Source organism: Caulobacter flavus (assembly GCF_003722335.1).
In the GTDB taxonomy this organism is placed as follows: domain Bacteria; phylum Pseudomonadota; class Alphaproteobacteria; order Caulobacterales; family Caulobacteraceae; genus Caulobacter; species Caulobacter flavus.
The window spans coordinates 1,996,934-2,015,653 of record NZ_CP026100.1 but is presented as its reverse complement, the minus strand read 5'-3'; the positions used below and the strand labels follow the sequence as shown (position 1 = coordinate 2,015,653).

Genomic DNA, 18,720 nt, shown 5'->3' with positions numbered 1-18,720 from the left:
GGACGGCCGGCAGACTGGTTGCGGCGCTTTCCCCCGTCGGAAGGAAAAGCGGCTGCGGCGGCGGGGTTCCGCAAACGCCATCCCCCATCATCCGTCATCCCGGAAAGCCCGCAGGGCTGATCCGGGATGACGATGGGAAAAGGCGCTCCTAGCCCATCCGCGCGGTCATCAGGAAGCGCTGGCGGCTCTCGGCGGCCTTGCGCTCCAGCTCCAGGCGCTCCTGCTGCTCGGTGGCGTCGAGCATGGATTCCAGCAGGCGCGAGAAGTGCAGGCGCATGGCCTGGCGGGCGGCCTTGGGGTCGCGGCGGCGCAGGGCCTCGACCACGGCCACGTGCTCGGCCTGGCGGGCGTCGCCGTCGTGGTGGCAGATCGCCTGGTGGGTGCGGCGCACCGCCGGATCCTCCATGCGGAACTTCCAGAGGGTCTTGATGGTGTGGATGATCACCCGGTTGCCCGAGGCGGCCGCGATGGTCATGTGGAACTCGCGGTCGACGGCCGTGGAGCGGGCGTCGTCGTCGCCGGCCTCGACCATCTGGGCCAGCAGGTCGTCGAGCTTGGCGAGGTCGGCGTCGGAGATGGTCGGGGCGGCCAGGGCGGCGGCCTCGCTCTCGAACAGCGAGCGGGCCTCGGTCAGCTCGAAGGCGCTGACCGTGGGCAGGGCGCCCTCGCCGCCGGCGCCGTCGGCCCCGGCCGGCGCGCAGACATAGACGCCCGAGCCGGCGCGGATGCGCAGGGTTCCCCGGGCCTGCAGGGCGATCTCGGCCTCGCGGACGGTGACGCGGCTGACCCCCAGCCGCTCGGACATCTCGCGCTCGCCGGGCAGCCGCGAGCCTGGCGGAAACTCGCCCGCGCGAACCATGTCCGCGATCTTGTCGGCGATTTCCTCGAACAGGCGACGGTCGGCCATGGCGCCCCTCTAAAGTGGTGTTGCGTCCCAAGCCTTGCCCGAACCGGACTGGAATTGGAATAGCAAACTGGTAGGCGCCGGGGTTCTCCCCACCTCCTCGACGCCCGGGGGACCGCGAACCACAAGCCCCAGCCTCTTCAACGACTTAAACGCCGTCATCCCGGCCGCAGCGCAGCGGAGAGCCGGGACCCAGGGGCCGGCGCAATGCGGCTCCCCCTGGGTCCCGGATCGGCTTCGCCGTCCGGGATGACGATCTGGAGGGCCCTACAGACGCGCCCGGATCGAGATGAAGAACTGCTGGCCGAAGTACTGGTAGTTGCGGGTGCTGCCCGGCACCGGCATCGAGTCGATCTTGACCTCGTTGAACAGGTTCAGGCCCTGCAGGCGGATGTCGACCTTCTTGTTCAGCTTGTACTGGACGTTGAAGTCGAAGGCGTCGCCGCCCGAGATGTAGCGCAGCTGGGCGTTGCCGCCGACGAAGTCCTGGTAGTAGCGCGAGCGGTAGCGATAGATGCCCTGAACGCTGAGCGGGCCGTGCTCGTAGTAGAGCTGGGCCGACAGCACGTGCTTGGAATAGCCGTTCAGGCCCGCGGCCGGGATCATGCCGCCGGTGACCGCGCCGGTGTCGGCGTCGATGACGTCGCCCAGCCGGATGTCGTGGTTCTTGAAGTTGGTGATCGCGTAGTTGTAGCTCAGCTTGCCGCCGAACCCGTCCAGCGGCTTGGGCAGCCAGCTGAACTTGTTGGAGAGCGTGAACTCCGCGCCGTAGACGTGGCTCTTGTCGTCGCTGTTCTGGGTCTGGGTGACCGGCACGGTGACGGCCTGGCCGTCGATGACGAACTGCTCGTCGATGGTCACCGGGATGAAGCCGCCGGTGAACTGCTTGTAGTAGAGGGTGCTGGCCAGGATGGTGTCGCGGTTGGCGTAGTATTCCAGCGCCACGTCGGCGTTCCACGACATGATCGGCTTCAGGCGCGGGCTGCCGCTGGCGACGATCTCGCCGATGGCGTCCTGGATCGAGGTGAAGTCGGTGCCGTCCTGCAGGGTGATGGCGCGGCCCGCCGCCAGGCTGCTGGGGGCCGGACGCGACATGGCGCGGTAGAGGGCGATGCGGCCCACCGTCTTGGGCGTCAGGTCGAAATTGGCGTTGACGCTGGGCAGCACGCGGAAGCTGGAGGCCTTGATCCGGGTCGGGTCGAAGGCGCCGGTCTCGACCAGGCGGATCGAGCCGTCGCTGTTGTTGACCACGTCCAGCTCGGCCCGCAGGCCCTTGGAGACGACGCGGGTGTCGACCACGCGCACCCCGAAGTTGCCGCGCACCGGCATGCCGGCCGCCTCGCCCTTGTAGGAGGCCATGACGTAGCCCGACCAGACGGTCTCGGTGACGTCGGCGTTGGCCACCGAGCGGGTGTCGCCGCTGCCGCCGGGATCTTCAGCGCCCAGGTAGTTGCGGAACTGGCAGAGGGTGTCGAAGGTCGCCCAGCTGCGCACCGAGTGGTTGGGCGCGTCGCCCAGATAGTCCGACTGCGGGAAGTTGGTGCGGCAGGCCAGGTTGACGGCGCGGTCGACCGCCAGGCTGGCCTGGTCGATGGTGACCAGGTCGTCATAGGTGGTGTAGCGGCGGCGCGAATAGCGGGCGCCGGCGTCGATGCGGCTGACGAAGCCGTCCAGGTCGTAGGACGCGTCGAAGCGGGTCGCGAAGATGCGGTCCTTCTTCTCCTCCTCCTCGCGGGTCAGGCGGGCGTCGTCGCTGTAGAGCGACCAGTCGTCGAGATTGAAGCGCGGATCGACCGTCAGCACCGGGGCGAAGCCGCTCCGGGCGTCGTAGGTGAACGGGATGCGCTGGTTGTTGATCGCCGTGCGCGCGCCGTAGATGTCGAGCGGATCGGTGCGCAGGCGGGTCGAGCGCGTGAGGTCGGTGCGCGTGGTCTGGCTATAGGAGACGTCGGCGCGCAGCGTCAGGCGGTCGGTGGCCCGGAACTCGAAGTCGCCGCCGCCGCCGATGTATTCCTCTTCCCGCTGGAACAGGGTCGAGACCGACTGCAGGGTGCTGTTTCCGGTGGCGTAGAGCAGCCGGTGCTGGTCGTCGTACTGCACGTTGCGCAGGGCGTAGCGGGTCTCGGCGAAGCCCAGGTCGTGACGGTCTTCCTCATAGTTCCGCTTGGAGTATTCGACGTCGAGATTGACGTCCCAGCGGTCGTTGGGCTGCCACTGCAGGGCGCCGAAGATCGCGTCTCGCTTTTCCTTGGCGGTCAGCTGGCGGAAGGTGATCGAGTTGGGCGCCAGGTAGAACGGCGTGCCGGCCGCGGCCTGGGCGCGGGTCACTTCGGTGCAGTTGCCGGTGGCGTTGACGTTGGCGTTGCAGGCCAGCCAGGTGTTGGAGGCGACATAGCTTTCGGCCGGGTCGTCGACCTGGTTGCGCTGGACGCCCAGCGAGACCCCCACTTCGCCCAGCTTGCCCAGCTCGTACTGGTCGACATAGCTGGCCGTGCCCCGCCAGCCCCAGGGGTCCGAGCCGGTGATCCGCTTCTGATAGGGATTGTAGTTGCCCTTCAGCTCGCCCTGGACCAGGCGCTTGCCGTAGTCGAGCGGCTTCTTGGTCTCCATCTCGATCGTGCCGGCGACGCCGCCCTCGATCAGGTCGGCCTGCTGGGACTTGTAGATCTTGATGCCGTTGAACAGCTCGGACGGGAACTGGCCGAAGTTGACGGCGCGGTCGCCGCTGCCGTTCGAGGCCTCGCGGCCGTTGAAGGTGGTGGCCGACAGGAACGAGCCCAGGCCTCGCAGCGACACCTCGGTCGGGCCGTAGTTGCCGCGGTCGGCGGTGGCGCCGGTGATGGTCATGATGGCTTCGCCGATCGACTGGCCCGGCAGGTCGCCGATCTCGTTGGCCGACAAGGCGTCGACGATGGCTGTGGTGTCGCGCTTGACGGCGATCGAGTTCTGCATGGTCTGGCGGACGGCGCTGACCACCACCTCGTCGACGGCGTTGTCGGTGATCGGCTGGTCGGCCTTGGCCTCTTGGGCGCTGGCCTGGGCGGCCATGGCGACGACCGAGGCGGCCGCGCCGCAGCTCAGGATCGTCCGCAGCCGGACGCGAATGGTGTTCGTGGCGCGCATGTCCGCTCCCTCCCCCTTAGTCTTTTCTTATGCCGGGACCCTGCGACCTGGCCCGCGCCGCGTCAAGGCGGATTCTTATACCAATTATGAGAATTTTCAGGCCAATTTGCTTGCGATATTACCGGACCAGATTTCAGACCAATTTAGACCAGTTAGCTTTCCCCTCTCCGCCCCCTTAACTCCCGTCATTCCCGCCACAAGGGCGGGAATGACGGGAGAGAGAGTGAGCTCCCCCTGACGCGAAGGCGGCCACGGCCAGGGCCGCGACGTGCGGCCGCCTCCGCGCGGTTTCCCCTTTGGGCTCGGGGAACTTCGTACAGTCGTCCCAACAACCTCCCGTCATTCCCGCCCCTGTGGCGGGAAACCCTCTGTCGGCCGCGAGGGCGGTAGGGGCGGATCGCCGGCGATCCGCTTGCATCGCACCTGCGAGCGGAACCAGGGTTTCCCGCCACAAGGGCGGGAATGACGGGAGAAAGAGTGAGCCCCCCTGAGCGTGGGGAACTTTGACAGCTTCCCCAAAAAGACTCCCGTCACCCCCGTCACGAGGGCGGGCGCGACGGGAGGCGGGGAAGAGCTTGCGTTAAGGCACCAGCTGGCTACGCAGGCCCGGCACGGCGGCGGCCAGGTCGTCGGCGACCAGCTTGGAGAACACCTGCGCGCCCGTATCGCCCACGTGGGTGTAGTCGAACTTGCGCACCTGCTGGCCGCGCGGGCCGGTCTCGGTGACGGGGGCGTCGGGCTGGCGGGCCTCCTCGGCGGCGCGCGGCGGCAGGGTCGTGCCGGCCTTGGCGGCGGCGACCTCGGTCTCGATCGGCTCGGCCTGGGCCAGCTTCATGGAGTCGACGGGGCCCAGCTTCTGGACGATGCGGGCGCTGGACCTGTTGAGGTCGACGAGCGGCGCCTTGGTCTCGGCGGCGACCTTGCGCACCTCCTCGGACCAGACGTCGAGCGTGTTCTTCAGCTGGCCGCCGGCGAACTCGCGGCGGGTCAGGGGCGTGAGCAGCACCGGCTGGGCGCCGGCCGCCCGCACGTCCTCGACGAAGCGCCTGAGGTTGGCCGGGAATTCGGTGGAGAGGTCGGTCCAGCGCTCGCCCTTGGACGACTGGTCGTTGTGGGCGAACTGGATCAGCACATAGGTCGCCGCGTAGCCGGGGACCTTGGCCTCGGCAAGGGCGATGTCCCACGAGCCCTCGGCGCGGTAGCTGCGGGTCGAGCGCCCGCCCCGGCCGAGATTCAGGCAGGCCACCGACGACTTGACGTGGTGGTCGCAGAAGGCCGAGCCCCAGCCGCTGCCGACGGCCGTGGTGGAGTCGCCGACCAGGATCACCTTGTAGGGCTTGATCGGCGGGGCGTCGGTGCGCGGCTCGCGTTCCCTCACCGGACCCGGCGGCTGGGCCAGGGCGGCGGCCGGCGCCGCCGTCGCCAGCAGGGCCAGGGTCGCGAGCATCGCGGTCGTCTTGTTCTTCATCGGATCCTCCCTGTTTTTTTGGAGATGCCGCCCTCGTCCTTCGACAAGCTCAGGCTGAGGACGACTGTCAGCGTCGGCTCGTACAAAATCCTCATCCTGAGCCCGTCGAAGGACGAGGATTTCCTTCCGCGAAAGGCGCTTTCGGCCAGCCCTACGAGAAGGCCAGCCCCCCGTTGATGTCGAGGTTCACGCCGGCCAGGAACGAGGCGTCGGTCGAGGCCAGGAAGGCGACGGCGGCGGCCACTTCCTGCGGCGCGCCCTCGCGGCGCAGCGGGGTGTTTCCGGCCGTGGCCGCGCGGCCCTCGGGCTTGGAGAAGATGTCGTGGAAGCTGGTGCCGATCAGGCCCGGGCACAGGGCGTTGACGCGGATCCCGCGCGGGCCCAGTTCCTTGGCCCAGCCGCGCGTCAGGGTCATCATCGCGCCCTTGGAAGCGGCGTAGACGCTGGCGCCGGGACCGCCGCCGTCGCGGCCGGCCTGCGAGGCAATGTTGACGATGGCCGCGCCGTCCGGGATGTGCGGCAGGGCCGCCTTGGTCACCAGGAAGGCCGACTTCAGGTTCAGGGTCATGACCTGGTCGAAGAAGGCCTCGTCCATCTCGGCCAGGGTCTTGCGGGCGACCATGCCGCCGGCGAGGTTGACCAGGATGTCGATCCGGCCGGTGATCGCCGAAGCCGCGGCGACCAGGCCCTCGACCTCGGCGGCGTCGGTGACGTCGGCGCGGTGCAGGACGGCCTTGCCGCCGGCCGCCTCGATCCGGGCCGCCGTCTCCCTGGCGGACTCCTCGTCGCCGCGATAGTTGACGACGACGGTGGCGCCCTCGGCGGCCAGGCGCAGCGAAACCTCGCGGCCGATGTCGCGGCCGCCGCCGGTGACCAGCGCGACCTTGCCGTTGAACCTCATGCGGGTCCCCTTTTTACTGACTGTCTGAGGAGGGCGCCGGCACGGGCGACGCGCGCCCGCCCAAGAGCCAGAGAGAAACGACGCCCAGCGGCACGATGACCGCCGCCAGGACGAAGATCGGGGCGTAGCCGTGCTTAGTCATGACCGGCACCAGCCAGGTGGTGACCAGGGTGCCGGCCACGGCGGCCGTGCCGCCGATGCCCGCGATCGTGCCCACCGCCCCGCCGCCGTAATAGTCGCTGGGCAGGGTCTGGATGTTGTTGATCGCCACCTGGAAGCCCAGCAGGATCACGGCGATCAGCAGCACGGCGGTCAGCGGCGTCGCGGCCTTGGCCGTCAGCAGCAGGGCCGGCAGCATGATCGCCCCGCCCAGGGTGACGGCGAACCGGCGGGCCGAGAGCGTCGTCCAGCCGCGCCGGATCAGCGCCCCCGAAAGCCAGCCGCCGCCCAGGCTGCCCAGCATGGCGCCGACGAACGGCACCCAGGCGAACAGGCCGATCTGCCGCACGTCGAAGCCGAAGGTCTCCGACAGGTAGATCGGCAGCCACGAGACGAACAGCCACCAGACCGGATCGAGGAAGAAGCGCGAGACGATGATCGCCCAGCTCTGCTTCTGCTTCAGCAGCTGGGCGAGGTTCGGCGACCAGCCGGCCTTGGCCGAAGCGTCGCCGCGATCGGCGATGTGGGCGCGCTCGGCCTGGCTCAGCCACGGGTGGGCGCCGGGGTCGGCGCGATAGACGAACAGCCAGGGCAGCAGCCACAGGAAGCCCAGCACGCCGACCACCAGGAAGGTCGCCCGCCAGCCCACGAGCTCGAACAGCAGGGCCACCAGGGGCGCGGAGACGATGGCTCCGATGGCCGCGCCGGAATTGAAGATCCCTTGCGCCAGGGCCCGCTCGCGGGGCGGGAACCACAGGGCGTTGGCCTTGACCGCGCCGGGCCAGTTGCCGGCCTCGCTGATCCCCAGCGTCACCCGCAGCAGGGCCAGCAGGCCTAGCGAGCGCACGACGCTGTGGGCCGCGATCGACACCGACCACACCAGGATCGACACCGCGAAGCCCATCCGCGTGCCGATGACGTCGAACACCTTGCCGAACAGCGACTGGCCGCAGGCGTAGGCGACCATGAAGATGGTCACCAGCAGGGCGTAGTCGGCCTTGTCGGCGCCGATGTCCTTCGACACCGCCGGCCACATGACGGCCAGGGCGTTGCGGTCGATGTAGTTGATGACCGTGGCCAGCCCGACCAGGCTGACGATCAGCCAGCGAAGCCCGCCCTTCATTGCGCGCCGCCCTTGCCGTCGAAGCGGGCGAAGTGGCCCTTCCAGGCGATCGCCTTGCCGTCGACGGTCGCCTTGTGGGCCGCGCCGGCCTCGGCGCTGTCGGCGACGGCGATGGTGATCGTGCGGCCGCCGGCCAGGACGATGGTCACCACGTCGGCGTCGTCGGTGCGCGCATGGCGCAGGGCCTCGATGCGGCTGGTGCTGCCCTCGGTGGTCTCGGCCGAGGGGTCGTAGGCCCCGTGCGGCTCGAGCACGCCCACGAAGGTGGTGTTGCCGTCGCTCTTGACCCGCTGGATCAGGGCCGGCTCGCGGCGCAGGTTGAACTTCGGGTCGTTGGCGCCGCTTTCGGCGATGATCACCTGCGCGCCCGCCGGCGGCAGCATGCGCCAGGTGTAGAAGCGCTCGCCGGCGATCCAGGTCAGGCGGGCGTTGGCGGCGTCGGGCGTGCCGATCGCGTCGACCCACAGGTGCTGGTAGCCGTCGTCCTTGCCCAGCACCGGCCGCGCGGCCAGGTTCTGCTGCAGCGGGAAGCCGGCGTCGATGATGTGGCCCGAGAAGTGCAGCGGCAGGTCGTACTGGGCCGGCTTGTCGCCCTTGACCTTCAGCAGGTCGAGCACCAGCGGCGGCCCCTTGCCGGCGTCGACCTGGACGATCGAGCGGCGGAAGACCACGCCCGGCCAGGCCCCGGCCATCTCGGCGGTGCTGATCTTGGCCGAGCCTTCGGCCGAGAAGAAGATCTGCTTCGGCGCCAGGGTGTTGGCTGCCTTGACCTTGCCGTCGAACTGGCTGGTCTCATTCACCACCAGCGTGTTGTGGGCCACGGTCTGCTTGGCCCAGGTCTCGTTTTCCTTGAGGTAGCGGCCGCCGTCCTTGGCCTCGATGTTGAGGAAGCGGGCCGCGCCGTAGTCGGTGACGATCGGCCGGCCGGCGTCGTAGAGGATCCAGTTCAGCTTGTCGTAGTGGCCGTGGCCCATGCCCTGGGCGGTGTTCTTGACGGCCACCACCTCGTCCTGGTCGCCGGGTCCCGAGCGCATCACGGCGATCGCGCCCTGGTCGCCGCCCGGACCATCGCGGAACAGCATCGAGGCGTAGGGGAACGGCTTTTCCTTGCCGGCCGAAAGATCCCGCGCCACGGCCAGGCCGTCGGGCGTCAGGGTGGTGCGGTCCTGCCAGCGGGCGATCGAGAGCAAGGAAGGGTCCTTGGTCGCCCCGTAGGCGATGGCGATCGACTGGTAGAGCTCGTCGGTCTTGAGGCTCTTTTCCAGAAGGGCGTCGTTGAACGGGAAGAAGTAGCCGTCATAGGTCAGCTGCACGGCGGCCTTGACCGCCTTGGTCAGCACCCCGTCGCGATACTGGAAGATCTTTCGGCCCGGTTCGTTCTCCTCGATCGCGTGGGCGAAGACCACGAACGGCTGCAGGGCGTAGCGCTGGTAGTAGGGTCCCTCGGCGTAGTAGCCGTCGGGCGAGAACAGCTGGTCGATCTGCTTGAGGAAGCCGACCTTGCCCGAGCGGTCCGTGCCCTTCAGGGCCTTCTCCACCATCACCGGATCGCGCAGCACGTAGCCGGTCATGCCGACGGCGGCGCAGGCCCAGGTGGCGTGGTTGTGGATGATGTCGAAGACCTGCGGCTGGTCGTCGGCGATGAATTTCGCCATCGGCCGGAACACGCCGTCGTCGATGGTCTTGCGGTCGGCCTCGCTCAGGGTGTCGCGGATCGCGTCGTAGCCCTGGATCGAATAGACCACCCAGACCGCGTCGTTCAGGCTCTGCCAGAAGAGCTTGCCGGCGGCGTTGTTCTTGGCGGCCGGGTGCAGGCCCAGCGTCGGATAGAGCCTGGCGTATTCCAGCAGCATCCGCTTGGCGTAGTCGGAATAGGCCGCGTCGCCGGTGGCGCGGTACAGCATGCCCGCGCCATAGATGGCCATGTAGTTGCGCTTGTGCTGCTCGTGGGTGCGGCCGCCGCCGGGATCCTTGGGAACCGGCACGTCGATGCCGGCCTTCATGGCCGCGTCGACCTCCTTGCGGACCCGCTTCAGCTCGGCGGCGAACATCGGATAGCGCTGGGCCTCGGTGCGCATGGCCGCCAGGTCGGCCCCGCCGACCAGAACCGGCCCCTGCCCCGACTGGACCTGGACGGGCGCCGCGCCTGCCCCCTGGGCCATCGCCGCCCCGCCCGGCAGGGCCGCCGAGGCCAGCAGCACGAGGGCCAGAGCCCGTCCGCGAATGTTTCCCACGCTTCACTCCCTCGCGGCTCTCTGGCCGCTGCTCCGACTGACGCCCAGACGGCATACATGGATGCAGACCATTTGTCCTAGCAAAAATTAGGGCGGGTCTTAAAAATTGGTCTTCGCGTTTATCTATACCAATTTTCAGACCGGTTCGATCGCGGCCCGCGCCCTCGCTTGCCAGGGCCCGCGAAACCACATAGCAAGACATATAGCACGCTATACGCATGAGCCCGACATGACCGACATCGTCTCCGAACGCGCCGCCCTGTTCCTGGGCAGCCGCCTCAAGCGCCTGGCAGAGCGCATGCAGTCGCAGGTCACCCGGCTGGTCGAGAAGGCCGACCTGCCGCTGCAGCCCAGCCACATGCCGGTGCTGGGCACGCTGGACCGCGACGGGCCGCAGACCATCGGCGCCCTGACCGAGGCCATGCAGGTGGCCCAGCCCACCGTCACCCGCGCCGTCGCCCGGCTGACCGAGCTTGGCCTGGTGGAGACCAACCGCGAGCACCGCGACCAGCGCCACAAGACCATCCGCCTGACGCCGGCCGGCCGAGAGGCCCTGGACCGCGCCAAGATGCTGGTCTGGAACCGCGCCGAGGCCGCCGTCGAGGAGGTGCTGGCGGACCTAGATCCCAGCTTCCTCGACCAGCTGACCCGGCTGGAGGCCCTGCTGGCGCAGGAGCCGCTGGACGTCCGCGCCGCCCGCCGCCTCGAGGCCGGCGTCTCGGTGGTCGAGTTCACCGACGCCCTCGCCCCGGCCTTCAGGACCATCAACATGGAGTGGCTGGAGGACATGTACGCGGTCGAGCCGGTCGACCTGAAGGTGCTGGACCATCCGCGCACGGCGATCATCGAGGCCGGCGGCGCCATCCTGTTCGCCGTGGTCGACGGCGTGGGCCCGGTCGGGACCTGCGCGCTGAAGCCCTCGGGCGGCGGCGCGATCGAGCTGACCAAGATGGGCGTGCTGAAGTCGGCCCGCGGCGCCAAGATCGGCGAGGCGCTGCTGGCCGCCGCCATCGCCCGCGCCCAGGCCATGGGCGCGGCGCCCCTCTACCTGCTCAGCAACAGGAAGTCGGCCGCCGCCATCCACCTCTACGAAAAGCTGGGCTTCGTCCACGACGCGACGATCATGGCCAGGTACGGCGCGGCCTACGAGCGTTGCGACGTGGCGATGGCCTATCGGGGCTAGGCGGCGCGATCCCGTACGGGAACAAAATGGATCAAAATAGGTGACGCACCCGGACTTAGATCCCGAACGGGAGCTCATTCTAGATCCCGCTCGGGAGCAATAATTGACTCTCAGCCAGAAAAGGCCATATTTGCTACCGATCGGGAGCACGACGTGACTAGCGACCCCAAGGACCTCGCGCCGGACCTCAAGACCATGAGCAAGGTGATCGAGCGCATATCGGCGCGCGATCTCGCCCGCGCCATCGCCACTGGCGGCATAAAGATCAACCGTATGACGCCGCCGGCCGCCCCGGCGCGCGACCAGGATCCCGCCGGCCCCGCCCCATCGCCGCGTCCGGCCACGCACGTTGGCACGCCCGCTGAGCTCGGCCGCCTGATCCGCCAGGCCCGCGAGGCCATGGACCTGACCCAGGCGCAGTTCGCCGACATGGCCGGGGTCGGGCGCCGGTTCGTGTCCGAACTGGAGAACGGCAAGGCGACCCTGGAGCTGGGCAAGGTGATGGCCGCCTGCGCCGCCGCCGGTCTCGACCTGCTGGCGGTCACGCGATGAGCCGTCCGACCCAGCTGGTCGTCCACATGGACGGCGTGGCTCGGCCCGCCGGCTATCTGGTATCGAACGAGACCCAGGCGATCAGCTTCGCCTATGACCTGCGGTACGCCGAAGAAGGCGGCCCGCCGCTGTCGATGTCGATGCCGCTGGAGCAGGCCGACTTCGGCGACGTGACCGCGCGGGCGTTCTTCGACAACCTGCTGCCCGAAAACAACCAGATGCAGCAGGTGATGGACCGCGAGGGCCTGGCGCGGGACGACGTCGTCGGCCTGCTGGCCCATCTGGGCGCCGACTGCTCGGGGGCGATCTCCTGCCTGCCGTTCGGCGCCGAGCCGGTGAAGGTTCCGGGCGTGCTGGCCGAGGACTACGAGCCGATCGCGCCCGAGGCGCTGGCCGAGATCGTTCGCAGCCTGGCCGAGCACCGGCGCCTGCCCGACACGGCGGCCGACCCGTCGCCGGTCGCCGGCGTCCAGCGCAAGATCGCCCTGGTCCACACCCCTGCCGGCTTCGCCCGGCCCAAGCCGGGGCGCAAGGTTCCGACGACGCACATATTGAAGGTTCCCGAGCGCCGCCTGGGCCGCGACGCGGGCCTGGAGGAGCAGGCGGCGAGGCTGGCCTGGGCGGTCGGCCTGAAGGTCTCGATCCCGCAAGCCGCCCGCATCGCCGACGTCGACGCCCTGCTGATCACCCGCTTCGACCGTTGGGAGCGGGACGGCGTCGTCTATCGCATCCACCAGGAGGACTTCGCCCAGGCCCTGGGCCTGCCCGCGACCCTGAAGTACCAGCGCAACGGCGAGGCGGGCCGCCGGTTCGACGCCGAGGCGATCGCTCGCGTGCTGGACCGGACCGAGCGCCCGGCCCTGGCGCGCCAGGCGTTCCTGGCGACGACGCTGTTCAACCTGCTGATCGGCAACACCGACAACCACGCCAAGAACCACGGCCTGCTCTACGCCTCGGGCCGCGCCCCGATCCTGGCGCCGCTGTACGACCTGCTGCCCAGCCGCCTGAACCCGGACTTCAACGACCAGCTGTCGTTCGACATCGGCGGCGCCGACCACCCCGACGCGATCACCCGCGACGATCTCCTCGACTTCCTGGGCGCCTTCCAGATGACGAGGGCGGCCGCGTCGCGCTTCCTCGATCGAACCGCCACGTCCATGGTCGAGGCGCTGGAAGCCGCGACGCGGGACCTGGCGAGCCGGGGTTTCAAGGACCTGGACGACTTGATCGGCCGCGAGACCGAGCAGTTGGTCGAGGTCTTGGGCCTCGATGTGAAGGTGCGCGAACGCGACTACTTCCCCAAGGGACGCTACGCCCTCGGAGCCAGCTAGGGCCTGGGGGCACGCCCCCCTTCCCTTTCCCGGGCAAAGCCGGTCGAGGTGAAACCTCTCACCCTCCCACCGCCTGCGGCGGGGGCCCCTCCCTCTCTCTATGAGAGAGGGATTTCGGCGCGCTATTCCACCTGCGTCGCCCGGGCCGGGCGGGCCTTGTCCGGGGTCGTGCCTTCGCCGGTGAACGGCGAGAGGCGGAAGTTGACGCGGGTGGGCTCCAGCTTCGTGCGGTACTTGCCGTGCGGCTGGCCGACGTGGTTCCAGGTGGTGTCGCCGCCGACGCCCCACTGGGCGGCGTCGACGATCAGGGTCGCCTCGCCGTGGGCGACGATGTCGGACGACTTCCAGGTTCCGGCCGGGCGGCGGTAGAGGTCCTGGTAGGGGAAGGCCAGGGCCTGCATCATCAGCGGCTTGTCGGCGTCGACGCGCAGGCCGGGCGCGGCCCCGCCCGACAGCTCCATCCAGCGCACGTCGATCTTGTTGCCGGTGTCCTGGGGCCGCATGTAGTCGTGGTTCTGGTCGGCCAGGGCTCCGCGCCACAGGCCGATCGGGGCCGAGGTGAAGCGGTCGACATAGCTTTCGTGCGGGCCGCGGCCCAGCCATTCGACGGTCTTGGGCGCAGCCGGCAGGGTGAACCACAGGCCCACGCGCACGGGCGGGGGCAGGTCGTCCTTCAGCGGCTCCAGGTCGCCGGTCACCTGCACCGAGCCGTCGCCGGCCATGACATAGGTGGTGGTGAAGCGGGCCGCGCCCGCGCCCAGGGCGTATTCGACGATCACCCGGGCCTCGTCCTCGCCCTTGTGGGCGGTCACCGCGCGCACCTGGCGGGCGTCGGTCATCACCCGCCATGCCTTCTGCTGGGCGACCGTGCCGTTGAGGGTGTCGTTGTCGGTCTCGGCGCGGAAGAAGTTGGGCTGGCCGCCCTTGGCCAGCACCGCCCCACCCTTGGCGTAGGCCGTGACCAGGCCCGTGGCGCGGTCGAGGGTCAGGCTGGCGCCCGCCGCCTCCAGCACCACCGCGTCCCTGGTCTCCTTCAGGGCCACCGCGCCCTTGCGCTGCGCCGGCTCGGCGCCCCAGGCGGCATAGGGGAACTGCTCCCAGCCGACCACGTAGCCGGCCGGGGTCAGCGGCACGGCGCCGGCCTTGGCCCGGGCGCGAACGGTGACCAGGTACTCCGCGCCCGGCTTTGGCTGGATCTTGGGCAGCGGCAGGACCACGCGCTGCTGGCCGCGCGCCTTGACGTCCAGGGCCGGCAGGGCGCCGCTGGCGACCTCGACGCCGTTCTCCTCGAGCACCCAGTCGAAGGTAAAGCCCGACAGGTCGCGGAAGTCGTGGCGGTTGGTGACGGTCAGCGAGCCGTCGGAGGCCGCGAAGGCGCCGAACTGGATCGGCGAGAGCACCTTGCGCACCTCGTAGAAGTGCGGATTGGGCGTGCGGTCGGGCTGGATCATGCCGTCGCCGAACTCGATGTCGCCGCCCGGGTTCTTGCCGTATTCGCCGCCGTCGCCCCAGTAGCGGCGGCCGTCCTTCGTATAGCGGTACATCGACTGGTCGACCCAGTCCCAGATGAAGCCGCCCTGCAGCTTGTCGTACCGGTAGATGGTGTCCCAGTAGTCCTTGAAGTTGCCGCCGCCATTGCCCTGCATGTGGGCGTATTCGCACTGGATCATCGGCTGGGTGCGGGTGGGGTCGAGCGCCCAGTCGACCATCTTCTCGATGTCGTCGTACATCGGGGCGTAGATGTCGACGTAGGCGTTGGGCTGGTGCTCCCAGTCCAGCGTGCCCCAGCCCAGATACGAGATCAGGCGCGAGGGATCGCGCTGGCGGGCGGCCGCGGCGGCCTTCTCGAAATTGGGGCCGATGCCGGCTTCGTTGCCCAGCGACCAGAAGATCACCGACGGGTGGTTCTTGTCGCGCTCGACCATGTTGAGCACCCGGTCGCGGTGGGCCGCTTCCCAGGCCGGGTCGAAGCCCAGTTGCATCTGCTCGCGCAGCGCCGGGACCTTGTTGCCGTAGTCCATGTAGGCGTGGCTCTCGATATTGGCCTCGTCCATCACATAGAGGCCGTACTCGTCGGCCAGGGCGTAGAAGCGCTCGTCGTTGGGGTAGTGCGAGGTGCGCACGGCGTTGATGTTGGCCCGCTTCATCAGCTCGATGTCGCGGCGCATGCTCTCCTCGGAGATGACGTGGAAGGTCTCCGGGTCGTGCTCGTGGCGATTGACGCCGCGAATGACGATGGGGCGGCCGTTGACGCTGACCTTGCCGTCCTTGATCTCGACGGTGCGGAAGCCGATGCGCTGGGGCGTGGCCTGGACCACGGTCCCCTGGGCGTCCAGCAGCTCGACCAGCAAGGTGTAGAGGTTGGGGGTCTCGGCGGTCCACGGCTTGACGCCGGGGACGGCGGCGGTCAGCGAAACGGTCTTCGCCGCGCCCGGGGCGACCTTGGTCTCCTGCTTCAGCACTTCGCGATCGCCGTCCAGCAGGGTCATCCGTGCGGTCAGCGGGGCCTTGCGGGCGGTCAGCGACAGCTCGGTCGCCAGGGTCCCGTCGCGATAGGCCTTGTCGAGGCCGGCCTTGACGAAGAGGTCGGACGCCCGGGCCTGGGGTACGGCCTTGAGGTACACCGAGCGCTCGATGCCCGAGACCCGCCAGAAGTCCTGGTCCTCGAGATACGAGCCGTCGGCCCAGCGGTGCACCTGGATGGCGATCAGGTTCTGGCCCGGCTTGACGTGTTTGGTGACGTCGAACTCGGCGGGCAGCTTGGAGTCCTCGTAGTAGCCGACCTCGGCGCCGTTGACCCAGACGCGATAGGCCGCGCCGGCCGCGCCGACGTGCAGGATGACGTCCTGGCCGCTCCAGCCGGCCGGAGCCTCGAAGGTGCGGCGGTATGAGCCCACCGGGTTGGTCGCGTGCGGGATCAGCGGCCGGTTGGCCGGGAACGGATAGGTGATGTTGTTGTAGCGGGCCTGGTCGTAGCCCTGTGCCTGCCACATGGCCGGCACCTTGATGTCCTTCCAGGACGAGGCGTCGTAGTCCGACTTTTCGAAGCCGGCGGGCGTGCCGTCAGCCGACGGCGAGAAGTGGAAGGCCCACTGGCCGTCGAGGCTGAGATAGCGGGCCGACCTCGTCATGTCGCCCGCGAGGGCCAGGTCACGGCTCTCGAACGGGAAGTGCGTGGCGACCGCCGGCAGCTTGCCGCGGGCGTTGACGGCGGGGTTCTCCCAGTCGGGACGCGAGGGATCCACCTGCACCGGATCGACCTTGGGCTGGGCGATCGCCGCCCCCGCCAGCGCCATGACCGACATGGCCACGCCGGCCGCCAGGATCTTCCGCATGCAACGCCTCCCAGAACGCTCGCCCGTTGGATCGGGCGGACGGTGCATAGCATGGCGGATTCATTTGTCAGACAAAAGAGGACCAATGGTGATCGCCTTCGGCCCGGCGACGATGGTTGACAGAAACCCGCCTTCGCCGCCGAGATGGCGGCATGTTCGGTTTCAAGCGCAAGAAGCCCATGACGCTGACGCCCTTCGCCGAGGCGCGCCCCAAGTCCTTCAACGCCGTGCTTTGCGACGGCCTGACGGTGCGCGGGGCGCCTTCGTTCGCCGCCCTGCTCGACCTGCACGCCAGCCTGCAGGCCGAGCGCCCAGGCCTGCGCGTGCTGGTCACGCTCGATAACCGCATCCAGGCCGAATACACCTCGGGCCACGCGACCGACGTCCACGACCTGGACGACGTCACGGGCCACGACCTGTCGTTCCTGGACGAGGCGGCCTTCGAGAACGGCGAGCACCGGGGCTATCTGAGCACCCCGGCCGAGTTTCCCATCCGCGTCGCCAACCTGCTCGCCCGCGCCCGCGACGTGCAGCTGGCCCAGGCGGTCGGCCTGCTGGCCTGGGAAACCAGCGGCGACGCCAACGACCTGGTGACCGTCAACCGCGACCCCGAAACGGCCCTGCGGATCGACAGGGAAGCCGAGATCCTGGTCCAATTCGTCCCGGTCGCGTCCGGCGCGCTGGCGCTCGCGGCCTTTCCCAACGGCTACTTCGCCTCGGACCTCAATCCGATGCAGACCTATGCGCTGGCCCAGCGCCTGGAAGCCGAGTACGGCCTCGCGCTTTTCGGGGTCGGCGCCGCCTTCCTGGGCTTTCGGCGGCCCGGGCCGCTGGACGAGGCCACGGCCCGGGCCCTGGCCGAAGACCTGGCGGGCTTCTACGCGGCCAGTCCGTCCGACGCGGCGGCTCGCCTGGCGGGCCTGCTCGCCGGCCGCGACTGGCTGCTGGTCCGCTACACCGAAAGCTGACGCAGCCCCCGCAACGCCAGCCGCGCCATCTCGCGCAGCTCGCCCTCTCCCGCCCCGCCTCGCGCGGCGACCTTGAGGCCCGAGCGCAGGGTCAGCAGCAGGCGGCCGGCGGCCTCGGGGTCGAGGCCGGGGTCGAACGCGCCCGCCGCGATCCCGCCCCGCACCCGTGCGGCGAAGGCGGCCACGACCAGGGCGGCGGCCGCGTCGTTGAGGGCGTTGACCTCGGGGTCGGAGCGGCTGAACTCGACGATCGAGCCGACGCCCAGGCAACCGGTCTCCAGATCCTCGGCCGAGCCCAGGCCGACCAGCAGCGCCGCCTCGATCGCCTCGGGCGCCGGGCCGTCGGCGGCCAGGGCGGCGTTCATCTCCGCCAGCGAGCCGTCCGAGTAGCGGCGCAAAGCCTCCAGGAACAGCCGGCGCTTGTCGCCGAAGGCGCCGTACAGGCTCTGCCGGCCGATGCCCATGCCGGCCATCAGCGCGCTGGTCGAGGCGGCCTCGTAGCCGTGGCGGGCGAACACCCTGATCGCGCTGGCGACCGCCTCGTCGCGGTCGAATTCCGAAGGTCTGGCCATGGTCGCATCATAGGGATCTTGATCGATCGGTCCAGAATTATTCTTGACCGATCGATCCGGAATGAACAGGTTATGGACCGATCAGTCCATAACGAGGTTTCCGACATGACCGACATCTTCACCCCGAACGCCCCGGCCCTGGTGCTGGGCGGATCGCGCGGCATGGGCGCGGCGATCGTGCGCCGCCTGGCCGCCGAGGGCCGCCCCGTCGCCTTCACCTACGCCGCCTCGAGCGGTCCCGCCGCCGCCCTGGCCGCGCAGGTCGAGGCGGCCGGCGGAACGGCCCTGGCCATTCAGGCCGACAGCGCCGACGCACAGGCCGTGCGCGCCGCGGTCGAGGCCGCCGTCGCGCGGCTTGGCCCGCTGGGAGTGCTGGTGGTCAACGCCGGCGTGCTGAAGGGCGGGACCATCGACCAGTTCGCCCTGGACGACTTCGACCACATGCTGGCGGTCAACGTGCGCGGGGTGTTCGCGGCCATCCACTACGCCGCGCCGCACCTCCTGGACGGCGGCCGAGTGGTCGTGATCGGCAGCAACACCGCCGAGCGGATCGGCACGCCCGGCTCCAGCGTCTACGCCATGACCAAGGCCGCCGTCGCCCAGCTGGCGCGCGGCGCGGCCCTCGACTTCGCGCCCCGCAGGATCACCGTCAACACCATCCAGCCCGGCCCCATCGCCACCGACATGACCGCCGACCTGATGGACTACATCCTGCCGCGCCTGCCCCTGGGCCGCATCGGCGAGGCCGGCGAGGTGGCGGGCCTGGTCGCCTGGCTGGCCGGACCGGACGCCGGCTACATGACCGGCGCCAACCTGACCATCGACGGGGGATGGAGCGCCTAAGGAGCGGGCGGGGCGCAGGGCGCG

At 69.5% G+C, this 18,720-nt stretch carries 12 protein-coding genes and 3 pseudogenes; 7 read left to right on the top strand and 8 right to left on the bottom strand.

Going from position 1 to position 18,720, the window contains the following annotated elements:
- Positions 1 to 148: 148 nt before the first annotated feature.
- Entirely contained in the window at positions 149 to 907 is a 759-nt protein-coding gene (locus C1707_RS09450; RefSeq protein WP_101713827.1) for a FadR/GntR family transcriptional regulator, read from the bottom strand.
- A 156-nt stretch (positions 908 to 1,063) separates the two neighbouring features.
- Here C1707_RS09450 and C1707_RS26690 point away from each other — a divergent pair.
- A pseudogene (locus C1707_RS26690) lies at positions 1,064 to 1,141 on the top strand (hypothetical protein); the annotation flags it as partial.
- Between the two features lie 30 nt (positions 1,142 to 1,171).
- On the opposite strand, the gene C1707_RS09445 reads toward C1707_RS26690, so the two are convergent.
- Both C1707_RS09445 and C1707_RS09435 read right to left on the bottom strand, forming a co-directional pair.
- Positions 1,172 to 4,027, bottom strand: a complete 2,856-nt coding sequence (locus C1707_RS09445) for a TonB-dependent receptor (RefSeq protein WP_101713826.1) — start codon at positions 4,025 to 4,027, stop codon at positions 1,172 to 1,174.
- A 580-nt stretch (positions 4,028 to 4,607) separates the two neighbouring features.
- A complete protein-coding gene (locus C1707_RS09435) occupies positions 4,608 to 5,495 on the bottom strand; it encodes a rhamnogalacturonan acetylesterase (RefSeq protein ID WP_101713825.1) in 888 nt (295 codons plus the stop codon).
- 27 nt (positions 5,496 to 5,522) lie between these two features.
- Here C1707_RS09435 and C1707_RS26685 point away from each other — a divergent pair.
- Positions 5,523 to 5,618: pseudogene (locus tag C1707_RS26685) on the top strand (hypothetical protein); the annotation flags it as partial.
- Positions 5,619 to 5,646: 28 nt separating this feature from the next.
- Here C1707_RS26685 and C1707_RS09430 read toward each other — a convergent pair.
- From C1707_RS09430 to C1707_RS09420, 3 genes are read right to left on the bottom strand one after another with little or no spacing between them, the layout of a single operon-like run.
- Positions 5,647 to 6,396, bottom strand: coding sequence for an SDR family NAD(P)-dependent oxidoreductase (locus C1707_RS09430; RefSeq protein WP_101713824.1), 750 nt, complete (start codon positions 6,394 to 6,396; stop codon positions 5,647 to 5,649).
- 13 nt (positions 6,397 to 6,409) lie between these two features.
- Positions 6,410 to 7,678 carry an MFS transporter gene (locus C1707_RS09425; protein WP_101713823.1) on the bottom strand — a complete coding sequence of 423 codons (1,269 nt, stop codon included), beginning with the start codon at positions 7,676 to 7,678 and terminating at the stop codon, positions 6,410 to 6,412.
- Positions 7,675 to 9,912: an alginate lyase family protein gene (locus tag C1707_RS09420; protein WP_205686831.1), complete on the bottom strand. Its 2,238-nt coding sequence runs from the start codon at positions 9,910 to 9,912 to the stop codon at positions 7,675 to 7,677. The genes C1707_RS09425 and C1707_RS09420 overlap by 4 nt, the downstream gene beginning before the upstream one ends.
- A 229-nt stretch (positions 9,913 to 10,141) precedes the next feature.
- On the opposite strand from C1707_RS09420, the gene C1707_RS09415 reads away from it, so the two are divergent.
- The 3 genes and pseudogenes from C1707_RS09415 (at position 10,142) to C1707_RS09405 (ending at position 12,978) form a co-directional block, all read left to right on the top strand.
- The gene (locus C1707_RS09415; RefSeq protein ID WP_101713822.1) at positions 10,142 to 11,095 is read left to right on the top strand and encodes a bifunctional helix-turn-helix transcriptional regulator/GNAT family N-acetyltransferase; all 954 of its coding nucleotides are present in this window, start codon (positions 10,142 to 10,144) and stop codon (positions 11,093 to 11,095) included.
- 357 nt (positions 11,096 to 11,452) lie between these two features.
- A pseudogene (locus tag C1707_RS26680) lies at positions 11,453 to 11,647 on the top strand (helix-turn-helix transcriptional regulator); the annotation flags it as partial.
- Positions 11,644 to 12,978 (top strand): HipA domain-containing protein, encoded by a 1,335-nt coding sequence (locus C1707_RS09405; RefSeq protein WP_101713821.1) that lies wholly within the window; start codon positions 11,644 to 11,646, stop codon positions 12,976 to 12,978. The pseudogene C1707_RS26680 and the gene C1707_RS09405, both read left to right, overlap by 4 nt.
- Before the next feature lie 122 nt (positions 12,979 to 13,100).
- Here C1707_RS09405 and C1707_RS09400 read toward each other — a convergent pair whose 3' ends face one another.
- On the bottom strand, positions 13,101 to 16,313 hold the full coding sequence (locus C1707_RS09400) for a glycoside hydrolase family 2 TIM barrel-domain containing protein (protein WP_101713820.1): 3,213 nt from the start codon (positions 16,311 to 16,313) through the stop codon (positions 13,101 to 13,103).
- Positions 16,314 to 16,465: 152 nt separating this feature from the next.
- Here C1707_RS09400 and C1707_RS09395 point away from each other — a divergent pair, with 152 nt between their 5' ends.
- Entirely contained in the window at positions 16,466 to 17,281 is an 816-nt protein-coding gene (locus C1707_RS09395; RefSeq protein ID WP_101713819.1) for a hypothetical protein, read from the top strand.
- Here C1707_RS09395 and C1707_RS09390 read toward each other — a convergent pair.
- Positions 17,266 to 17,853: a TetR/AcrR family transcriptional regulator gene (locus C1707_RS09390; RefSeq protein ID WP_101713818.1), complete on the bottom strand. Its 588-nt coding sequence runs from the start codon at positions 17,851 to 17,853 to the stop codon at positions 17,266 to 17,268. The two genes, C1707_RS09395 and C1707_RS09390, sit on opposite strands and share 16 nt — an antisense overlap.
- A gap of 105 nt (positions 17,854 to 17,958) precedes the next feature.
- Here C1707_RS09390 and C1707_RS09385 point away from each other — a divergent pair, with 105 nt between their 5' ends.
- Positions 17,959 to 18,696, top strand: a complete 738-nt coding sequence (locus C1707_RS09385) for an SDR family oxidoreductase (protein ID WP_180896931.1) — start codon at positions 17,959 to 17,961, stop codon at positions 18,694 to 18,696.
- Positions 18,697 to 18,720: the final 24 nt, after the last annotated feature.

What these genes read in the sequence shown, in the direction of transcription:
- C1707_RS09450 (WP_101713827.1), bottom strand. Translation starts at nt 907, where the DNA reads ATGGCCGACCGTCGCCTGTTCGAGGAAATCGCCGACAAGATCGCGGAC.
- C1707_RS09445 (WP_101713826.1), bottom strand. Translation starts at nt 4,027, where the DNA reads ATGCGCGCCACGAACACCATTCGCGTCCGGCTGCGGACGATCCTGAGC.
- C1707_RS09435 (WP_101713825.1), bottom strand. Translation starts at nt 5,495, where the DNA reads ATGAAGAACAAGACGACCGCGATGCTCGCGACCCTGGCCCTGCTGGCG.
- C1707_RS09430 (WP_101713824.1), bottom strand. Translation starts at nt 6,396, where the DNA reads ATGAGGTTCAACGGCAAGGTCGCGCTGGTCACCGGCGGCGGCCGCGAC.
- C1707_RS09425 (WP_101713823.1), bottom strand. Translation starts at nt 7,678, where the DNA reads ATGAAGGGCGGGCTTCGCTGGCTGATCGTCAGCCTGGTCGGGCTGGCC.
- C1707_RS09415 (WP_101713822.1), top strand. Translation starts at nt 10,142, where the DNA reads ATGACCGACATCGTCTCCGAACGCGCCGCCCTGTTCCTGGGCAGCCGC.
- C1707_RS09405 (WP_101713821.1), top strand. Translation starts at nt 11,644, where the DNA reads ATGAGCCGTCCGACCCAGCTGGTCGTCCACATGGACGGCGTGGCTCGG.
- C1707_RS09400 (WP_101713820.1), bottom strand. Translation starts at nt 16,313, where the DNA reads ATGCGGAAGATCCTGGCGGCCGGCGTGGCCATGTCGGTCATGGCGCTG.
- C1707_RS09395 (WP_101713819.1), top strand. Translation starts at nt 16,466, where the DNA reads ATGTTCGGTTTCAAGCGCAAGAAGCCCATGACGCTGACGCCCTTCGCC.
- C1707_RS09390 (WP_101713818.1), bottom strand. Translation starts at nt 17,853, where the DNA reads ATGGCCAGACCTTCGGAATTCGACCGCGACGAGGCGGTCGCCAGCGCG.
- C1707_RS09385 (WP_180896931.1), top strand. Translation starts at nt 17,959, where the DNA reads ATGACCGACATCTTCACCCCGAACGCCCCGGCCCTGGTGCTGGGCGGA.